Below are 16704 nucleotides of genomic sequence, written 5' to 3'. Positions count from 1 at the left end.
GGTCACGATGAAGCTCAGAGCCGCGGCGATCCTGGCCGTCCTGCTCGCCCTGCCCGGCTGTTCCGGTGGCCTGTTCGGCGGCGGGGACGACACCAGCGAGATCGTCCTCGGGATGCCGGTCCCGCTGTCCGGGGACAGCGCCGCGATCGGCCCGTACATGCGCAACGGCGCGCAGCTCGCCATCGACGAGCTCAACGCGAAGGGCGGCGTGCTGGGCCGCAAGCTCAAGCTGGCCGCGGAGGACGACGCCTGCGATCCGCAGACCGCCACGGCCGCCGCGACGAAACTGGTCTCGCAGAAGGTCGTGGCCTCGGTCGGCGGCTACTGCAGCGGGGCGACGCTGCCGACGCTGCCGGTGTTCGACCGGGCGAAGATCCCCGTGGTCATCCCGGCCGCCAACTCCGACCAGCTCTTCGAGAAGAAGCTGCCCTACGTGTTCCTGATCAACAGCACGGGCACCCAGCAGGCCGGTACCGCCGTGGAGTGGGCCACCAAGCAGAGCCTGTCCCGGGTCGTGGTCGTCCACGACAACACCAGCTACTCCAAGAACATCGCCGACCTGACCAGCGCCGCGCTCAAGGAACGCTCGGCGGGCAGCGTCGTGATCACGAAGGGCGAGGCCGAGCACGGCCCGGCGGTGACGGCCGTCCGGGCGAAGAACCCCGATCTCGTGTACTTCACCGGCTACTACGCCGACGGCGGCCTGTTCATCCGGCAGCTGCGCCAGGCCGGCTACACCGGGAAGATCATGGTCGCGGACGGCTCGGTCGACAAGCAGCTGATCACCATCGCCGGGCAGGACAAGGCGCAGGGCGTGTACGCGACCATGACCGGGCTGCCGGAGTTCACGCCGGGAGCCGAGCAGTGGATCAGCAAGTACAAGGAGAAGTTCGGTTCTGAACCTGGCCCGTACTCCACGCAGTCCTACGACGCCGTGCGCCTGGTCGCCGACGCGCTGACCCGGGCGGCCAGCACGGACGGTGACAAGCTCCGCAAGGCGCTGGAGGAGACCAAGGCCTTCCCGATGTTCTCCGGCCCGCTGTCCTTCACACCGCAGCACACCCTGGCGGTGTCGGGATTCGTGATCCTGGAAGTGAAGGGTTCCCGATTCGAGCTGGTGAAGTGAGCCAGCTGATCTGGAACGGCCTGTTCACCGGATCCTTCTACGCCCTCGTCGCGCTCGGCTACAGCATGGTCTACGGCATCATCCGGCTGCTGAACTTCGCGCACGGCGACGTTTACATGCTGGGCGCGTTCATCGGCTACTACTGCCTGACCCTCCTGAGTGGAGTGACAAGCGGCCTGCCGGCCCTGCTGATCGTCCTCGTGGTGGCGATGCTGGCCACCGGGCTGGCCGGCGTGGGCATCGAGCGCCTCGCCTACCGCCCGCTCCGCCAGGCACCCCGGCTCGCTGTGCTGATCACGGCGGTCGGCGTGTCGTTCAGCCTGGAGTACGGCGTGCGCCTGATCGCGGGAGCCGACCCCAAGGTGTACCCGGTGCGGCTCGACGGCCAGCCCGTCGAGCTGCTCGGCGCGCGCCTGACCGCCGAGCAGCTGGTCCTGGTCGCGGTGGCGTTCGTGCTGATGGGAGCGCTGCACACGCTCGTGATGCGTACCAGGGCCGGGCGGGCGATGCGCGCGATCGCCGCCGACCCGAAAGCCGCACATCTCAGCGGGATCGAGGTGGGCCAGGTGATCGCCAGGGTGTTCTTCCTCGGCTCGGCGCTCGCCGGGGCCGCCGGGGTGATGGCCGGGGCGTACTACGGGCGGATCGAGTTCCTGATGGGCTTCGTGATCGGGCTCAAGGCGTTCACGGCCGCGGTGATCGGCGGGATCGGCAACCTGCCGGGCGCCATGCTCGGCGGGCTGGCCCTGGGCCTGCTGGAGTCGTTCGGCACCGGGCTGACCGGCGGCGAGTGGCGGGACGTGTTCGCCTTCGGCTGCCTGATCGTGTTCCTGGTGGCCAGGCCGCAGGGCATCCTCGGGGAGAAAGCCGTGGTCCGGATGTGAAGCGGGCGCTGCTGGCCTTCGCGGCGGTTGCCACGCTGCCGGTCTTCACGATCAGCCCGTACGTGCTGAACATGGCCGCCACCGCCGGCATCTTCGTCATGCTCGCGGCCGGGCTGTACATCGTGGTCGGATACTGCGGGCTGCTCGACCTGGGCTTCGCGGCCTTCTTCGCCATCGGCGCGTACACCAGCGGCATCCTGGCCACCCGGTTCGAGCTGCCGCTGGTGGCCACGCTGCCGGCCGTGCTGTGCGCGACCGTGCTGGCCGGGATCGTGATCGGCGGCCCGACCCTGCGGCTGCGCAGCGACTACCTGGCGATCGTCACGCTCGGCTTCGGGGAGATCGTCCGGGTCACCGCCACGCGCCTGGAGATCACCGGCGGGCCGACCGGCATCTACGGCATCCCGCCGCTGGCCGCCGATCCGGTCGCCTTCTTCTATCTCGTACTGGTCGTGACGGCACTCGCGCTCACCGGCGCGGCCAGGCTCGGCCGGTCGAAACTGGGCCGGGCCTGGCAGTACGTCCGGGAGGACGAGGACGCCGCCGAGGCGACCGGGATCAGCACGTACCGGGTGAAGCTCGCCGCGTACGTCCTCGGCTCCGTCTGGGGCGGGCTGGCCGGGGTGCTGTTCGCCTCGCAGCTGTCGGCGATCTCCCCGGCCAGCTTCACGTTCCTCCAGTCGGCGCTGGTCCTCGTGGCCGTCGTGCTCGGCGCGGCCCGCAACATCACCGGCGTGATCCTCGCGGCGGCGTTCGTGGCCGTCACCCCTGAGCTGCTGCGCGCGTTCCCCGACGCCCGGTACTTCCTGTTCGGCGTGCTCCTGGTCGTCGTGATGCTGCTCCGGCACCGGAGGAGGGCCACGGCATGAGCCTGCTGTCGGTACGCGACCTCCGGCTGTCGTTCGGCGGCCTGACCGTCGTGAACGGAGTGTCCTTCGACCTCGAACCGGCCGAGATCCTCGCGGTCATCGGCCCGAACGGGGCCGGCAAGACCTCGGCGTTCAACTGCGTCACCGGCGTGTACCGGCCACAGCGGGGCAGCGTGACCGTCGACGGCAGGCCGATCACCGGGCTGCCGCCCTCCCGGATCGCGGGGCTCGGGCTGGCCCGCACCTTCCAGAACCTCCGGCTGTTCCCGGCGATGAGCGCCGAGGACAACGTGCGCGCCGGGCTGCACCGGGCCACGCGGCAGGCGCTGTGGGACGTGCTGCTGCACACGCCCCGGTACCGCCGTTCCGAACGGGAGTCCCTGGAGCAGGCCCGGCACTGGCTGGACGTCGCCGGGTACGAGGGCGACCCTGGCCAGCCGGCCGGGACACTGCCCTACGGTGAGCAGCGCCGGGTCGAGCTGGCCAGGGCGCTCGCGGCCGGCCCTAGGGTCCTGCTGCTGGACGAGCCGGCCGCCGGGCTCAACCACGCGGAGCGGTCCGGGCTGGTCCGGCTGATCCGGGAGGTCCGCTCGACCGGTGTGGCCGTCCTCATGATCGAGCACGACATGGGCCTGGTACTGGAGCTGGCCGACCGGGTAGCCGTCCTGGACCGGGGCCGCAAGATCGCCGACGGCCCGCCGGACGAGATCCGCACCGACCAGGCAGTCATCGACGCGTACCTGGGAGATGCCGATGCCGCTGCTTGAACTGTCCGGAGTGGACATCAGCTACGGCGGGGTGCGGGCGGTCCGGGACCTGTCCCTGCACGTGGGCGACGGCGAGATCGTGGCGCTCCTGGGCGCGAACGGCGCTGGCAAGTCCACGACCCTGGCGGCGATCTCCGGGCTGGTCAGGCCGTCGGCCGGGCGGATCAGCCTCGGCGGCACGGACCTGGCGGCACTGAGCCCGGCCGCGATCGTCCGGCTGGGCGCCGGCCACGTGCCCGAGGGCCGGCGGGTCTTCGGCGGGCTGACCGTGCGGGAGAACCTCCAGCTCGGCGGATACGTCCTCGCCGACGAACGCGAGGTGAACCGCCGGGTGGCCGCCGTCTGCGAGCTGCTGCCCGTCCTCGCCGAGCGCCGGGCACAGAACGCCGCCACCCTCTCCGGCGGCGAGCAGCAGCTCCTGGCGATCGGCCGCGCGCTGATCGCCCGGCCACGGCTGCTGATGCTCGACGAGCCGACGATGGGGCTCGCGCCCAGGATGGCCCGCACCGTGCTCGGCCTGGTCAAGGAGATCAACCAGCAGGGCACGTCGGTACTCCTCGTCGAGCAGAACGCCCGCGCGGCCCTCGGCCTGGCCCAGCGCGGCTACGTGCTCAGCCGTGGCCGCCTCGGCCTGCACGGGGACGCGGCCGGACTGCGCGCCGACCGCCGCGTCATCGAGGCGTACCTCGGCTGAGCCGTGGGACCCCTCATGCCGCTATAGCAGCATGAGGGGTCCCACGATCATGAGTGGTGCGCGCGGCTGAGCCAGGCAGTGTAGGCCGGGCTGCGCCGGGCCGCCTCGCGCTGTGCCCGGCTGGCCAGCTCGATCACCTGTTCCTCGTGGCCGGCCACCGGGCCGCGGGCGTGCCAGGCGAGCACCTGCCGGTACCACAGTGGATCGCCGGTGATCGGCCGGACGGCCACGCCCGGTGGTTCCCGGCAGGCCGCCTGGCACAGCGAGGCCACGCCGGCCTCCCGGATCAGGTCGAACACCACCGTGCCCTCGACCTGGTGGGTGATGCGCGGTTCGACGCCGAGCCGGTCGAGGACGGAGGTGTAGTACTCGTGGATGCGGTCGTCGTCGCGCGGCGGGAGCGTCCACTCGATCCCGGCCAGCTCGGCCAGTGTCACCTCCGGGCCGGCGGCGAGCGGATGGCTGGCGGGCAGCAGGGCGAACAGCGGCTCGGCCGCCACCGGGTGCAGCACCAGGCCGGGCCGGGGAGCCAGCTCGTAGCCGGGGCTGTCGCCCAGCACGGCCAGCTCCAGGTGCCCGCTGCCGACCAGGTCCGCCAGCGGCGCGGAGCTGGACTCCGCGCGGGTGGTGATCGTGACCGCGGGGAACAGCTCCCGCAGGCCCCGGACGAACCGGCCGAACAGCGGGCTGTTCACAGTGCCCAGCCGCAGGACGTGGCCGGAGCCCGGAGGGGCTGCCGTCGTCACGGCCCGCAGGTCGTCCAGGGCCGGCAGCACGGCGCGTGCCCTCGACAGCACCAGCTCGCCGAGCGCGGTCGGTACCGCGCCCCGGACGTCCCGGACGAACAGCGCCCCGCCGATCATGCGCTCGATCCGCTTGAGCTGGGCGCTCAGGCCGGGCTGCGTGAGCCGGAGTGCGGCGGCGGCCCGGGTCAGGCTGCCGTGCTCGGCGATCGCGCACAAGAGCCGCAGGTGCCGGACCTCCAGTTCCATGCCGCGACAGTAGGGGATCGCCACGCATCGTGACCAGATGGCAGCCATAACTACGTGCTATGGGATTCCGGGATTACCCGGAATGCACGTGGATCGTGCAGTCTTCGCGCACGATCGTCCACACCGGAGGCCCAGCGGCGAGGAGAACGATGAGAGCCCAGAGCATGCAGGAGGCGGTGGACTCCCTCGCCGCCCGGGCCGGCCGCCCGGCGGTGATCGAGGACTACGAGCACCGGGTCATCGTGTACAGCGAGCACGACGAGCCCGTCGACGACGTCCGGCGGCTGTCCATCCTGCGCCGGCACACCACGGCCGAGGTCGTCACCTGGCTACGGCAGCAGGGCATCACCCGCGCCACCGGCCCGGTCCGCGTACCGGCCTGCCCGCGCCTGGGGATGCTCGCCAGGATCTGCGTGCCGATCCGGCACGGCGAGCAGGTGATGGGCTACGTCTGGTTCATCGAGGACGGGCTGCCCATGTCCGCCGCCGACCTGGCCAGCGCGGCTGGCGGGGCCGAGGACCTGGCCGCGCTGCTGCTCAGGGAGATCCGCGCGAGTGAGGCCAGGCGCAGAGCCGGCGACGCGCTCCGGGACCTGCTCAGCGGGAGCGCCCCGGCCCGGGAGGCCGCCATCCGGGACATCGCCGACGACGGCTTCTTCACGGCCGCCGCCTCGGTGACAGCGCTGGTTCTTCTCCTGCCGGAGGGTACCCACCGGGCCGAGGCGGCGATCGAGGACGTGCTGACCGCCGCCGTCCGCGCGGAGGAACCGCACTCCGCCCTGCACCTGACCCGCCGCGACCACGGCGTCCTGCTCACCACCGCCCCGGGTGGCAGCGCGGATCGGCTGTACGCGGTGGCGCACCGGCTCCTGGGCCCGGTGGCCGTGGGCGCCGGCACGCCACAGGACACGCTGGACAGTGCCGCCGAGTCGTACCACCAGGCACAGTTCGCCGCACGGGTCGGCATGCTCCAGTGCGGGCTCGGCCCGGTGGTGCACTGGGCAGGCCTGGGCGTGTACCGGTTCATCGGCCTCCAGCAGGGCACTCCGGAGTCGGCGCACCCCGGCCTGGCCCGGCTGCTGGCCTCGCCGGCCCACGAGCCGCTGCTGCACACGCTGGAGACCTACCTCGACCTGGCGGGCAACGCCGGAGCCACCGCCGAGCGCCTCCACATGCACCGCACGTCGCTGTACTACCGGCTCCAGCGGATCGAGGAACTGGCCGGCACCAACCTCAAGGACGGCGGCGAGCGGCTGTGCCTGCACCTCGCCCTCAAGGTGGCCCGGCTCAACCGGGTGTACGGGCTGTGAGACTGAAGTACGGGCTATGAGGCTGGCTCGAAGTCCGGCTTCTCCCGCACCCCGCAGTCCGGGCAGGTGAAGTCCTCGGGCAGCCCGGCCCAGGGCGTGCCGGCCGGGTACCCCTCGCGGGGCTCCCCCGCCGCCTCGTCGTACTCGTACTCGCACACCGGGCACCGGTAGGTACTCATCGGACGTTGGCCCGGGTCACGTCACCGCCGTAGTGGGCGAGCACCCGGCGGTCCATGACGCGCCGCCAGAGCGGGGTGGCCCAGGCGAGCAGGATCATGCCCGGGTACCCGCTCGGGAGCTGCGGGGCGTCGTCCATGTGCCGGAGCGACTGGTAGCGCCGGGTCGGGTTCGCGTGGTGGTCGCTGTGCCGCTGGAGGTGGTAGAGCAGGACGTTGCTGGGCACGAAGTTCGAGTTCCAGGAGTGGGCGGGGCGGACACGCTCGTAGCGGCCGGTGGCCTCGCGCTGCCGGGCCAGCCCGTAGTGCTCCAGGTAGTTGACGACTTCGAGGAGGCCGAAGCCGAAGACGGCCTGGAGGAGCAGGTATGGCGTGATGCCGATCCCGAACACCGCCAGCAGCGCTCCGAACAGGACCACCGTCATCGCCCACGCGTTCAGCACGTCGTTGCGGATCGTCCACACCGTCCCGCCGCCCCGGCTGAGCCTGATCCGCTCCAGCCGCCACGCCGACCGCGCGCTCCCGTACACCGAGCGGGGCAGGAAGGCCCAGAAGCTCTCCCCCAGCCGTGAGCTGGCCGGATCCTCCCTGGTCGCGACCCGGACGTGGTGGCCGCGGTTGTGCTCGATGAAGAAGTGGCCGTACCCGGTCTGCGCCAGCGCGACCTTGCTCAGCCACCGCTCGGCCTTCTCCCGCTTGTGCCCCAGCTCGTGTGCCGTGTTGATCGCGATGCCGCTCACGCAGCCGACGGTCACCGCGAGCCCGATCTTGCTGACGGCGCCCAGCCCGCCGTAGGCCCACAGCCAGCAGGCGAACACCAGCGTCGCGTACTGGATCGGCAGGTAGAGGTACGTGCACCACCGGTAGTAGCGGTCCTGCTCCAGGTGGGCGATGACCTCGTCCGGCGGGTTGTCCGGGTCGGCACCGGAGATGGTGTCGAGCACCGGGAACACGACGAAGACCATGAACGGGCCGATCCACCAGAACGCGGACAGCCCGGTGAGCTGCACGCCGAGCCAGGCCACGAAGGGCAGGGTAGGCACGAGCAGCCCGAGCGGCCAGAGGTATCGCTTGCCGTCCCGCCAGTCCATGTCGACCCCTCTCGATCCGCTTTACACGAGGCTAGTTGATGTAAAGCTGGGCTCGCAAGAGACGATCTAGACTTGGCGCCGTCCGTACATAGTGGACCTCCCAAACCGAGAGGAAACCCCACACAATGACCCCTTCCTATCGGACAGCCGCCCGCCAGGTCGGTGTGATCGGCGCCGGAGCGATGGGCAGCGGCATCGCCTTCGCGTACGCGCTGGCCGGCCGGCAGGTCACCCTGTACTCGCGTTCCGGCCGCTCCCAGGTCACCCGGCTCGCCACCCAGCTCACGAGGCTCGGCGTACCGGGAGCCGAGGCCACACTCCGCCGGATCACCCACACCGACCGGCTGGCCACAGCGGTGGCCGGAGCCGATCACCTCGTCGAGGCGGTACCGGAGAATCTCGAGATCAAGCAGGAGATCATCGCGGAGCTGGACAGCCTCGCGGCACCCGATGTCCTGATCGGATCGACGACCACCGCACTGCCGGTGACCGGGATCGCGGCGAAGGCCACGCACCGTGACCGCATCCTGGCCACGCACTTCTACCTGCCAGCGCACCTCGTGCCGCTGGTCGACATCGTGCCTGGTGAGGACACGGCCCCCGAGGCCGTCACGGCGGCCCGGGAGATCATCGAGGGCCTGGGCAAGACAGCCGGCGTCTTCGGCTGGGACGCGCCCGGCACGATCGGCCCGCGCCTCCAGACAGCGCTGCTCGGCGAGGCCTTCCGGATCGTCGCCGAGGGCGTCGCCGAGCCGGAGCTGGTCGACCTGGTGCTCAGCAAGGGCATCGGCAGCCGGTTCGGCGTGACCGGGATCTTCGACCGGCTCGACATGGCCGGCCTCGACACCGTCACCGCCATCCTCGAACGCCAGGGTAAGCCCGTCCCGCCGGCACTGTCCGAGCTGGTCGGCGCCGGCCACCTCGGCATGAAGAGCGGCCGGGGCTTCTACGACTGGTCGGGCGGGCGGGCCGAGGCGCTCGACGACGCACTGGCCCGGCACCTGCTCGCCAGCCCGGCACCTGCCGAGCCGGCCGAGGTGGTGCTCGGCCCGGGCGTGCTGGCGCCGTTCCTGGAGGCAGCCAGGGAGGAATACCTCGCGTGTACCCCGGAGGAGCCACCCTCCTGCTTCGCGGTGCTCGTCGGCCGGGCGGAGGGCGGCCGGTACACCGTGGAGCGGATCGCCTTCGGCCGCAACGTGCGCTCCAGCGACGAGGTCGCGGCCGAGGAGTACGAGCAGACCATCGTCCCCTGCTTCGGCGCCGCGTACCGCAACAGCCGCCGGGGCTTCTGGTGCGACTCGAAGGACCTGCTGCGGATCACACGCGACGCCGAGGACGACGACCTGGAAGTACTCGGCTCGATCCACCTGCACCCCGACTGGCACCAGATCGGCCCGCCCGGGGAACGCGGCATGCGGATCAGCGAGAACCCGACCCCGATGGACAGCTACGTCCTCCAGCAGACCGGCTGGCCGGTCAACATGATCTGCTACTTCGAGGGGCACGCCGGCGGCCAGATCGGCTACACCCTCGGCGCCTGGACCGCCACCCCCGACTCCCCCGCCCTCCGCATCACTCAGGTGCTGCCGACCCGCTGAGCGAAAATCTGAGCTGCGCGAAACGAAAGCCCGTGTACAACCCAGTACACGGGCTTTCGTTTATGCGATCAGATTTCCGCTCAGCGGGCCACCGCGTCTTAGACCAAGATCAAGAGCAGGGAATTAAGCTGGTACGTGTGCGGGGAGGTCAGCTCATGAAGACCGAGAAGAAGCGCCCTTACGACACGACTGTCGACTCCCAGGCGTATCCGGACGACGCTCCGACCGCTGAGGCCAAGCGGCGCGGGGAGCATGCCACGGCCCCCAGCGAGGGGCCGGACGATCCGGAGTACACGGGAGAGAAGAAGAGCTCCTGACCTGCGGCTAGGCGTCGACCCGGACCTGGGCCGGGCCGCTGGGTGCCGCTGTGACCGTGGTGTTCACCGGCCCGGCTTCCGTGCCGTCCTCGTCCGGCTCGGGGCACGCCTCCGCCGAGGGGCAGTTCTTCCGGCCGGGCTTCGGGCCGAGCTCGTCGTCCCACTTGTACGTCCACGTGCCGAGCGAGCCGAGGATCGGCTCCAGCTCGCGGCCCTTCTCCGTGATCCCGTACCCGCTGCCGTCGGGACATCGCCGCGTGATGCCGTACTGCTCCAGCTCCTCGAGCCGGTCGGCGAGCAGCCGGTCTGACAAACCCGGAATGCTGGCCTTGATGTCACGGAACCGGGCGTGACCCAGCTCACACAACACCCCGATGATGGAAGCCGTCCACCGGCGTCCGACCAGCTCAGCGGCGAACTGCACCTGAGCGCAGTACCCCTCGCTCGTCTTCGGTATGGCCTCCATCACTTCCCCTCCCCTTGCACTTACCATCAGTAAGCGCTTACGTTTCATAAGCGCAAGGCCGCTTACCTATGGTAAGCAACCCCAACGATACCCCCGCAAGAGCCCGGAGGCTCCCATGTCCGTCCGCATTCTCAAGGTCAACTCTAGTGCCCGGTACGCCGACGCCAGCAGCCGACGGATCGCGGAGGCCGTGGTCGCCGACCTTCTCCGCCAGCACCCGGACGCCCAGGTGATCGAGCGCGACGTCGCCCAGGGCCTGCCCGTGGTGACCGAGACGCTGATCGAGGCCCGGTACACGCCGGTTGCCGAACGTACCCCGGCGCAGCACCACGTGGTGTCGGCTTCCAAGCACCTGATCGACGAGTTCAAGTCGGCGGACTACCTGGTCGTCGGCCTGCCGATCTACAACTTCTCGGTGCCGGCCAGCCTCAAGGCGTACTTCGACCAGATCGCGGCCGTCGACGAGACCTTCCACTACACCGAGACCGGCCCGGTCGGCATGGTGCACAACATCCGCAAGGCGTACCTCGCGGTCACCAGCGGCGGCACCTCGATCGACGGCCAGGGCGACTACGCCAGCGGCTTCGCCGCCTTCTTCCTGAACTTCCTCGGGGTCAAGGACGTCCAGGTGCTCGACGGCACCGGCCAGGCGTTCGACGCCGAGGGTGCCGAGGCGCGCGCCATCGCCCAGATCAGCGACCTCGTCGCCGCCTGATCACACCCAGTCACGCGAGAACCCCCGGCCTTGTGGGCAGCCGGGGGTTCTCGCGTGCGCGGCCAAGATCCACCTGATGTAGTGGCCCGGGGCCGGGCAGGCCGGCGAACGGCTGTCCGGCGCACAGGGAAACGACATGAGTACCAAGCTGCCTTCCGCGAAGGCTATGGCCGCGCTGTTCGCCGCCGGTGCCCTGGCGGCGTGCACCAGCTCGTCCACGCCGCAGCCGACCCGCACGCATGCGGCGTCCGCGCAGCCGCAGGCGGACGGATCGCTGCTGTTCACCAACGCCGGCGAACCGGTAACCGGCATTCTCCGTGCGGCGATGGTCTATCCCGGGCACGGCTCGATCTCCGTCGACATCTTGAACACCAGGGACGCGGCGGCCAAGTACCCAGTGGACCTGGCGGCCGCGACGCGGCTCGTCTCCAGCCCCGCGCTGCTCGATTACCTGCCAAGCCCAAGCCCTAGCAGGCTCAGGCCGGCGCTGCCTGCCAGCGCCAGGTACCCACGCTGGGCAGCCCCGGTACGGCGGCGCGGCCCGAGGCGTAGCGCAGGCCCAGCCAGCCGTCCAGGCCGTGGGCTGTGTGCTGGGGTGCGAGCCGGGCCAGTACCCGGCCGCACAGTTCGCCGTCCGGCTCGTACGGGACTCCGAGCCCCGCCGCGAGATCCCCGCCGTGCAGCAGGAACTCCGCGCACCCCATCGCCGCCCAGCCCTCCGGGTCGGCGATCCCGTACGCGTGGAAGGCCCGCGCGTCCGGCGGGGCGGACTCCACGACGGCGGCGAGCAGCGCTCCGCCGGACTCCATGTGCTGGGCGAGCCGGCTGTTCGTACCCTCCGGGTGCGGCCCGCTCATCACCCGGACGTGCCCGGTACCGGCGCGCACGGCGAGCTGGGCCGCGTAGTGCACGCCCACCTCACCGAGGTGCCGGACGGTCGCCGCGCAGGTCCAGTCCGTGGTACCGGCCTTTGCCGTCCAGTCTTCTCCGATCGCCGTGCCGAGCAGCTCCGCCACTCCGGCTACGGCCGCCCGCAGGTCCGCTGTGGTCACCTGGTCGCGCATGTACGTCTCCCCGTTCTCGAATCGACCCGGGGAAGCCTGCCGGTGACGACAGCCAGATTCAAGTCTTGTTTTCGCAGCTCAGCGCGTGATCTAGTGAGGGGGAAGGCCGGTGTCCCCGGCCTTCCGCCTTGTCAGTCCCGCTCCGCCTCCGTCTTCAGCGCCTCGTTGAAGGCGTCGAACTCGGCGGTCAGCGCCGCCCGGTGCTCGCCGAGGACCGAGTCCGCGAGGGCTCCGGTGAGGGTCTCGGAGTTGACCAGGACGGTATATCCGTTTACTTCGGACAGTTCCCAGCGGTGGCGGCCGTGGAGCATGGCCGGGTCGCCGCCCTCGGTCACGAGGAGCTTGCCGGGGACGGCCTCGATCACGGTCCCGGGAAAGTCGCGCTCGGCCGGGGTGCCCTTGGCCGCCCTGGTCAGGACATCCGCGCCCGGGTCCGCCGTGCCGGAGAGGTATTCGAGCACCGGGTTCCAGCCGGCATACCCGGGGAAGTCGGCCAGGACCGCCCAGACCCGGGCGGCTGGGGCATGGATGGTGACGGTGGTGTGGATCGTATTTTCCTGCATGGTCGTTCAGGATAATGACGGCTCCCCCGTGCGGCAATCCGATAAACTGGCGGGCATAGCCGGGATCAAGGGACAGGTACAGCGGCGTGGCGCCGAGCGCCGCCGCCAGATCGTCGATGCCGCGATCGGCCTGTTCGGCCAGCACGGTTACCGTGGCACCTCCGTCGCCGCGATCGGAGCCGCCGCCGGGGTCACACCCTCGGCCGTGATCCACCACTTCGGCACGAAGGAAGCCCTGTTGCAGGCGGTGCTGGCCGAGCACGACGCGCGGTCGGCCGCCCGGCTGGAGGGGTATGCGGGCACCGGGTGGGCCGGGCTCGCCGAGGCGCTGCTGTCCGACGCCGAGCACACGATGCGGCACTCCGGGCTGGCCACGCTGCACGCCGTGCTTCAGGCCGAGCAGCTGGGCACAGGCTCTCCGGTACACCTGTGGTTCCAGGAGCGTGGCAGGATGCTGCGGCACCACCTGGCCGCAGTGCTGGCGGATGCTGGAAGTGACGACCCGCAGGGCACTGCGGCCGAACTGCTCGCTTTTCTGGAAGGTGCGCTGATTCTGTGGCTGGTCGATCCGGAGACCACGGATCTCCGCGCGCTCTACGCCAGCTATCTGGCCCGGCTCACGGCGAGCCTGCCGTGAACGTCCATGACCTGCGGGGCAGGGCCGAGAACATCACCCTCCGGTACCCGGTGGGGTCCACCATCGTGGTGGTCGGCATCCCGGGCGCCGGCAAGACGACGCTGCTGCGGAGGCTGTTCGGCCTGACCGGCCGCGAGGACCAGCCCGTGCCCCTGCCCGGCGGCGCGCAGGTCATCGACTCCGAGCAGTCGCGGAACCGCTGGCGCCAGCGCCTCGGCTCCCGCGTCCCCTACGCGCTGTACCGGCCGCTCGTCCACGCCTGCCACCTGCTCACCGTCTCCCGGGCCGTCCGGGCGGGGCGCGGCGTGATCCTGCACGACTGCGGTACGCGGCGCCGGCTGCTCCGGCTCGTCACCGGCGGCCAGACCCACGTGGTCGCCCTCGACGTGGCGCCGGAGACGGCGTGGGCCGGGCAGCAGGCGCGCGGCCGGAAGGTACGCGGGTCGGCGTTCCGCAAGCACGCCAGGGCCTGGCGTTTCCCGGAGGGTGACGGCCTGCCCGGGGTGCTGTGCGGGCACCTGAGCGTCGTGCTGCTCGACCGGGACGCGGCGAGCGCTCTCCAGGCGATCGAGCTGGGCGCGGCACCGGCCTCACACGGCCTGGAGCTGCTGCCGAGCTAGAGAACGATGTCTTTCAGTCCGGCGAGGGTCGCGATCCGGTGGCTCGCCTGCGAGAAGTCGTGTGATTTCGTGAAGTCGTTGTGGACGATGGCGCAGTCGATACCGGCCGCCACCGCCGAGTTCAGCCCTCGGAGCGAGTCCTCGACGACCAGCGCCTCCTTCCTGGTGGCGCCGAAGCGGTTCAGGGCGGTCAGGTACGGCTCCGGGTGCGGCTTGGCGAGCTGGTAGTCCTCGCGGACGAGCACGAAGTCCATGAACTTCCTGATGCCGCGCTTCTCGTGGATGACCTCGAAGTCCGCGCACTTCGACGTGGTCACGATGGCCATGCGGACGTGTTCCGACAGCTCGGCGAGAGTCTCCAGGACGCCTTCGATCTCGATGGCCTCTGTTCGCGGGTACTCCTGGTAGTAGGCGTCGCGGACCACGCGCTGCCTGCTGATGGTCTCCTCGCCGACACCCGCCGCCCTGGCCTGGGCCCAGGTCGCCAGCCCCTGGTTCATGTCCTGGAGGTACTGGTCCTTGTCCAGGGTGAAGCCGATGTCGGCCAGGGCGCGTTCTCCGGCTTTGTAGTACCAGTGCTCGGTATCCACCAGAACGCCGTCGTGATCGAAGAGTACGTACTTCTTCACTGCCCTGTTCCTCTCCCCGGTGACGACGGCAACCATAGACCGGCGGTGCGGGTCAGCCAAGGCTCTCGCGCCGAGCTAGTCCAATTCGGACTATTCGATGTGGGCTTTGTCACTTCCGGGGGTTCCGGCATCCATAATGGCCATTTGGGCGATGCATGTGTGAGGTGATTTCGCTAACTTTCCTCGCGCGAGTTTTCGCGCGCCGCGGACTATCGAGCCGCGGCTTGGATTACGGGGAGGAACACCCTCATATGCGCAGTTCACGCATGCCCAGGATTCTGGGTGCGGGTGCGGCAATGGGTCTCGGTCTCACGTTCGCTGTCGCTGGTGCGGCGGCGGCTGAGCCGGGCGGGCAGATCGTCGGAGCTGGCAACCCGGATGCTATTCCGGGCAGCTACGTCGTGGTGCTCAAGGACAAGAGCAAGAGCAAGGACGCCGTGTCGGCATCCGCAGACAGCCTGTCGGGCCGGCACGGTGGCAAGGTCAAGCGCGTCTACGGCAGTGCCCTGAAGGGTTACGCCGCGGCCATGTCGGAATCAGAGGCGCGCAAGCTCGCCGCTGACCCGGCCGTGGCCTACGTCCAGCAGGACCAGAAGGTGACCGTCGACGCCATTTCCGGCAAGCGGTTCAACCTCAAGGGTGCTGCTGGTGCCGACGACGTGAGCACCGATCCGTGGCCGGGCGACTTCCCGCTTCCGTGGGGCCTGGACCGGATCGACCAGCCGGACCGGCCGATGGACGGGGCGTTCCACTACCCGGCCTCGGCGTACGACAAGAGCTCCACGGTCTACGTGATCGACAGTGGTGTGCTCTCGTGGCACAACGAGTTCGGTGGCCGGGCCGCCACCTACGCTGACTTCAGCAACGACGGCGGCTCGAGCATCGACTGTGCGGGCCACGGTACCCACGTGGCTGGCACCATCGCTGGCGCTGGCGCCGGCGTGGCGAAGAAGGCGACCATCGCCGCGGTCCGCGTGCTGGACTGCGACGGCGGCGGTAGCACGTCGACCGTCGTCTCCGGGATCGACTGGGTGACTCAGAACGGTGTAGCCAACGCCGTCGTCAACATGAGCCTCGGTTTCCGGAACGGCGACGTGGCCGTCGACGAAGCGGTGAAGAAGTCGATCGCGTCCGGCAAGACGTATGTCGTGTCGGCAGGCAACGCGGGTGTCGACGCGTGCACGCAGTCGCCGGCCCGGGTTCCGGAGGCGATCACGGTCGGGGCCACCAACAGCTCCGACTGGCGGGCCACGTTCACCGACGAGGACGGCTCAGTTCTCGGCGCGTCGAACTACGGCAAGTGCGTGGACATCTTCGCGCCGGGTCTCGACATCCTCTCCTCGGCCATCGCGCCGTCGTGGGGGACCGAGAACGGCTACTGGTACATGGTGGCCAGCGGTACCTCGGTGGCCACCCCGCACGTCGCTGGCGTCGCTGCCAACCTCCGTACCCGTTACGGTCTCACCCCGGCGGCCACGGCCGACGCGGTGAAGGCTGGTGCGGTGGCTGGCCGGGTGACGGCCGCTGGTGACGGGTCGCCGAACCTGCTGCTCCAGAACTCTCCGGAGTGCACGGCCTGTGACTTCGCNGGTATCGCTGACTGGGACAAGGACGGCAAGGCCGANCTCGTCGCGGTNGACGAGTACGGCGTGATGTGGAGCTACCCCGGCACCGGCACCACCGGCCTGCGGTCTGCCCCGCGCGTGCGGATCGGTACCGGATTCGGCGGCTCCACCATGGTGGGCATCTCCGACTGGGACCGCGACGGCCACAGCGACGTCATCTACCGCATCAACGGCGGCNNNAANGCCGGCAAGCTCTACGCCTACGGCAANGACGGCGCCAGGCTCGCCGGCAGCGGCTTCGGCGGCGCGACCTTCGCAGGCCTCGCCGTACGCGGCGACGGTGCCACCAACGTGTACTACCGGCTCGACGGCGGCCCCAACGCCGGCGACCTCATGGTGTACAACGCCAGCGGCCCCCAGCGCGCCGGCACCGGCTTCGGCGGCGCGACCTTCGCCGGCGTAGCCGACTGGGACCGCGACGGCAGCGGCGACGTCATCTACCGGATCGAAGGCGGCCCCCTCAACGGCAACCTCTACGCCTACGGGGCCAGCCGGGTCCTCATCGGCACCGGCTTCGGCGGAGCCCGCTTCGCCGACGTCGCCACATGGGACAGCGACACC

General features: G+C 70.4%; 19 protein-coding genes. 12 read left to right on the top strand and 7 right to left on the bottom strand.

The annotated features are described in order from the left end of the window. The first annotated feature begins 7 nt into the window (after window positions 1–7). From A3G1_RS0125920 to A3G1_RS0125900, 5 genes are read left to right on the top strand one after another with little or no spacing between them, the layout of a single operon-like run. Window positions 8–1126, top strand: a complete 1119-nt coding sequence (locus A3G1_RS0125920; protein ID WP_018352412.1) for a branched-chain amino acid ABC transporter substrate-binding protein — start codon at window positions 8–10, stop codon at window positions 1124–1126. Beyond that, window positions 1123–2010, top strand: a complete 888-nt coding sequence (locus tag A3G1_RS0125915; RefSeq protein WP_018352411.1) for a branched-chain amino acid ABC transporter permease — start codon at window positions 1123–1125, stop codon at window positions 2008–2010. Before A3G1_RS0125920 ends, A3G1_RS0125915 begins: the two co-directional genes overlap by 4 nt. Next, entirely contained in the window at window positions 2007–2879 is an 873-nt protein-coding gene (locus A3G1_RS0125910) for a branched-chain amino acid ABC transporter permease (protein ID WP_018352410.1), read from the top strand. Before A3G1_RS0125915 ends, A3G1_RS0125910 begins: the two co-directional genes overlap by 4 nt. Beyond that, the gene (locus A3G1_RS0125905; RefSeq protein WP_018352409.1) at window positions 2876–3646 is read left to right on the top strand and encodes an ABC transporter ATP-binding protein; all 771 of its coding nucleotides are present in this window, start codon (window positions 2876–2878) and stop codon (window positions 3644–3646) included. The genes A3G1_RS0125910 and A3G1_RS0125905 overlap by 4 nt, the downstream gene beginning before the upstream one ends. Continuing rightward, window positions 3633–4340: an ABC transporter ATP-binding protein gene (locus A3G1_RS0125900; protein WP_018352408.1), complete on the top strand. Its 708-nt coding sequence runs from the start codon at window positions 3633–3635 to the stop codon at window positions 4338–4340. The genes A3G1_RS0125905 and A3G1_RS0125900 overlap by 14 nt, the downstream gene beginning before the upstream one ends. A 47-nt stretch (window positions 4341–4387) precedes the next feature. Here A3G1_RS0125900 and A3G1_RS36890 read toward each other — a convergent pair whose 3' ends face one another. Next, entirely contained in the window at window positions 4388–5332 is a 945-nt protein-coding gene (locus A3G1_RS36890; RefSeq protein WP_018352407.1) for a LysR family transcriptional regulator, read from the bottom strand. Between the two features lie 149 nt (window positions 5333–5481). On the opposite strand from A3G1_RS36890, the gene A3G1_RS0125890 reads away from it, so the two are divergent. Then, window positions 5482–6642, top strand: coding sequence for a PucR family transcriptional regulator (locus A3G1_RS0125890; RefSeq protein WP_157641409.1), 1161 nt, complete (start codon window positions 5482–5484; stop codon window positions 6640–6642). Window positions 6643–6656: 14 nt separating this feature from the next. On the opposite strand, the gene A3G1_RS0125885 is transcribed toward A3G1_RS0125890, so the two are convergent. Both A3G1_RS0125885 and A3G1_RS0125880 read right to left on the bottom strand, forming a co-directional pair. After that, window positions 6657–6821: a rubredoxin gene (locus A3G1_RS0125885; protein ID WP_026212522.1), complete on the bottom strand. Its 165-nt coding sequence runs from the start codon at window positions 6819–6821 to the stop codon at window positions 6657–6659. Continuing rightward, window positions 6818–7909, bottom strand: a complete 1092-nt coding sequence (locus A3G1_RS0125880) for an alkane 1-monooxygenase (protein WP_018352404.1) — start codon at window positions 7907–7909, stop codon at window positions 6818–6820. The genes A3G1_RS0125885 and A3G1_RS0125880 overlap by 4 nt, the downstream gene beginning before the upstream one ends. 125 nt (window positions 7910–8034) lie before the next feature. On the opposite strand from A3G1_RS0125880, the gene A3G1_RS41220 reads away from it, so the two are divergent. Continuing rightward, window positions 8035–9507: a 3-hydroxyacyl-CoA dehydrogenase family protein gene (locus tag A3G1_RS41220; protein WP_018352403.1), complete on the top strand. Its 1473-nt coding sequence runs from the start codon at window positions 8035–8037 to the stop codon at window positions 9505–9507. A 155-nt stretch (window positions 9508–9662) separates the two neighbouring features. Next, window positions 9663–9824 carry a hypothetical protein gene (locus A3G1_RS40840; protein ID WP_018352402.1) on the top strand — a complete coding sequence of 54 codons (162 nt, stop codon included), beginning with the start codon at window positions 9663–9665 and terminating at the stop codon, window positions 9822–9824. A 7-nt stretch (window positions 9825–9831) separates the two neighbouring features. Here A3G1_RS40840 and A3G1_RS36875 read toward each other — a convergent pair whose 3' ends face one another. Beyond that, window positions 9832–10290 carry a winged helix-turn-helix transcriptional regulator gene (locus tag A3G1_RS36875; protein ID WP_018352401.1) on the bottom strand — a complete coding sequence of 153 codons (459 nt, stop codon included), beginning with the start codon at window positions 10288–10290 and terminating at the stop codon, window positions 9832–9834. Between the two features lie 115 nt (window positions 10291–10405). Between A3G1_RS36875 and A3G1_RS0125855 the strand changes: the two genes are divergently transcribed. Then, window positions 10406–11005, top strand: coding sequence for an FMN-dependent NADH-azoreductase (locus A3G1_RS0125855; protein WP_018352400.1), 600 nt, complete (start codon window positions 10406–10408; stop codon window positions 11003–11005). Between the two features lie 476 nt (window positions 11006–11481). Here the strand turns inward: A3G1_RS0125855 and A3G1_RS0125850 are convergent, their stop codons facing one another. After that, window positions 11482–12069 carry a maleylpyruvate isomerase N-terminal domain-containing protein gene (locus tag A3G1_RS0125850; RefSeq protein WP_018352399.1) on the bottom strand — a complete coding sequence of 196 codons (588 nt, stop codon included), beginning with the start codon at window positions 12067–12069 and terminating at the stop codon, window positions 11482–11484. A gap of 131 nt (window positions 12070–12200) precedes the next feature. After that, the gene (locus A3G1_RS0125845; RefSeq protein ID WP_018352398.1) at window positions 12201–12632 is read right to left on the bottom strand and encodes an SRPBCC domain-containing protein; all 432 of its coding nucleotides are present in this window, start codon (window positions 12630–12632) and stop codon (window positions 12201–12203) included. Window positions 12633–12660: 28 nt separating this feature from the next. Between A3G1_RS0125845 and A3G1_RS0125840 the strand changes: the two genes are divergently transcribed. After that, window positions 12661–13269 carry a TetR/AcrR family transcriptional regulator gene (locus A3G1_RS0125840; protein WP_018352397.1) on the top strand — a complete coding sequence of 203 codons (609 nt, stop codon included), beginning with the start codon at window positions 12661–12663 and terminating at the stop codon, window positions 13267–13269. Beyond that, window positions 13266–13889, top strand: a complete 624-nt coding sequence (locus tag A3G1_RS36870; RefSeq protein WP_018352396.1) for an AAA family ATPase — start codon at window positions 13266–13268, stop codon at window positions 13887–13889. Before A3G1_RS0125840 ends, A3G1_RS36870 begins: the two co-directional genes overlap by 4 nt. Here the strand turns inward: A3G1_RS36870 and A3G1_RS0125830 are convergent. Then, window positions 13886–14518, bottom strand: a complete 633-nt coding sequence (locus A3G1_RS0125830) for an HAD family hydrolase (RefSeq protein WP_018352395.1) — start codon at window positions 14516–14518, stop codon at window positions 13886–13888. The two genes, A3G1_RS36870 and A3G1_RS0125830, sit on opposite strands and share 4 nt — an antisense overlap. A 155-nt stretch (window positions 14519–14673) precedes the next feature. On the opposite strand from A3G1_RS0125830, the gene A3G1_RS36865 reads away from it, so the two are divergent. Next, window positions 14674–16704 (top strand): S8 family peptidase (locus A3G1_RS36865; protein WP_157641408.1); only part of this gene is annotated, 2031 nt, incomplete at its 3' end.

It is taken from the genome of Longispora albida DSM 44784, assembly GCF_000379825.1.
Taxonomy (GTDB): domain Bacteria; phylum Actinomycetota; class Actinomycetes; order Mycobacteriales; family Micromonosporaceae; genus Longispora; species Longispora albida.
The sequence above is the reverse complement of the archived record's forward strand: the minus strand, read 5'-3'. Positions and strand labels throughout refer to the sequence as shown.

What these genes read in the sequence shown, in the direction of transcription:
- A3G1_RS0125920 (WP_018352412.1), top strand. Translation starts at nt 8, where the DNA reads ATGAAGCTCAGAGCCGCGGCGATCCTGGCCGTCCTGCTCGCCCTGCCC.
- A3G1_RS0125905 (WP_018352409.1), top strand. Translation starts at nt 2,876, where the DNA reads ATGAGCCTGCTGTCGGTACGCGACCTCCGGCTGTCGTTCGGCGGCCTG.
- A3G1_RS0125900 (WP_018352408.1), top strand. Translation starts at nt 3,633, where the DNA reads ATGCCGCTGCTTGAACTGTCCGGAGTGGACATCAGCTACGGCGGGGTG.
- A3G1_RS36890 (WP_018352407.1), bottom strand. Translation starts at nt 5,332, where the DNA reads ATGGAACTGGAGGTCCGGCACCTGCGGCTCTTGTGCGCGATCGCCGAG.
- A3G1_RS0125890 (WP_157641409.1), top strand. Translation starts at nt 5,482, where the DNA reads ATGAGAGCCCAGAGCATGCAGGAGGCGGTGGACTCCCTCGCCGCCCGG.
- A3G1_RS0125885 (WP_026212522.1), bottom strand. Translation starts at nt 6,821, where the DNA reads ATGAGTACCTACCGGTGCCCGGTGTGCGAGTACGAGTACGACGAGGCG.
- A3G1_RS0125880 (WP_018352404.1), bottom strand. Translation starts at nt 7,909, where the DNA reads ATGGACTGGCGGGACGGCAAGCGATACCTCTGGCCGCTCGGGCTGCTC.
- A3G1_RS41220 (WP_018352403.1), top strand. Translation starts at nt 8,035, where the DNA reads ATGACCCCTTCCTATCGGACAGCCGCCCGCCAGGTCGGTGTGATCGGC.
- A3G1_RS40840 (WP_018352402.1), top strand. Translation starts at nt 9,663, where the DNA reads ATGAAGACCGAGAAGAAGCGCCCTTACGACACGACTGTCGACTCCCAG.
- A3G1_RS36875 (WP_018352401.1), bottom strand. Translation starts at nt 10,290, where the DNA reads ATGGAGGCCATACCGAAGACGAGCGAGGGGTACTGCGCTCAGGTGCAG.
- A3G1_RS0125855 (WP_018352400.1), top strand. Translation starts at nt 10,406, where the DNA reads ATGTCCGTCCGCATTCTCAAGGTCAACTCTAGTGCCCGGTACGCCGAC.
- A3G1_RS0125850 (WP_018352399.1), bottom strand. Translation starts at nt 12,069, where the DNA reads ATGCGCGACCAGGTGACCACAGCGGACCTGCGGGCGGCCGTAGCCGGA.
- A3G1_RS0125845 (WP_018352398.1), bottom strand. Translation starts at nt 12,632, where the DNA reads ATGCAGGAAAATACGATCCACACCACCGTCACCATCCATGCCCCAGCC.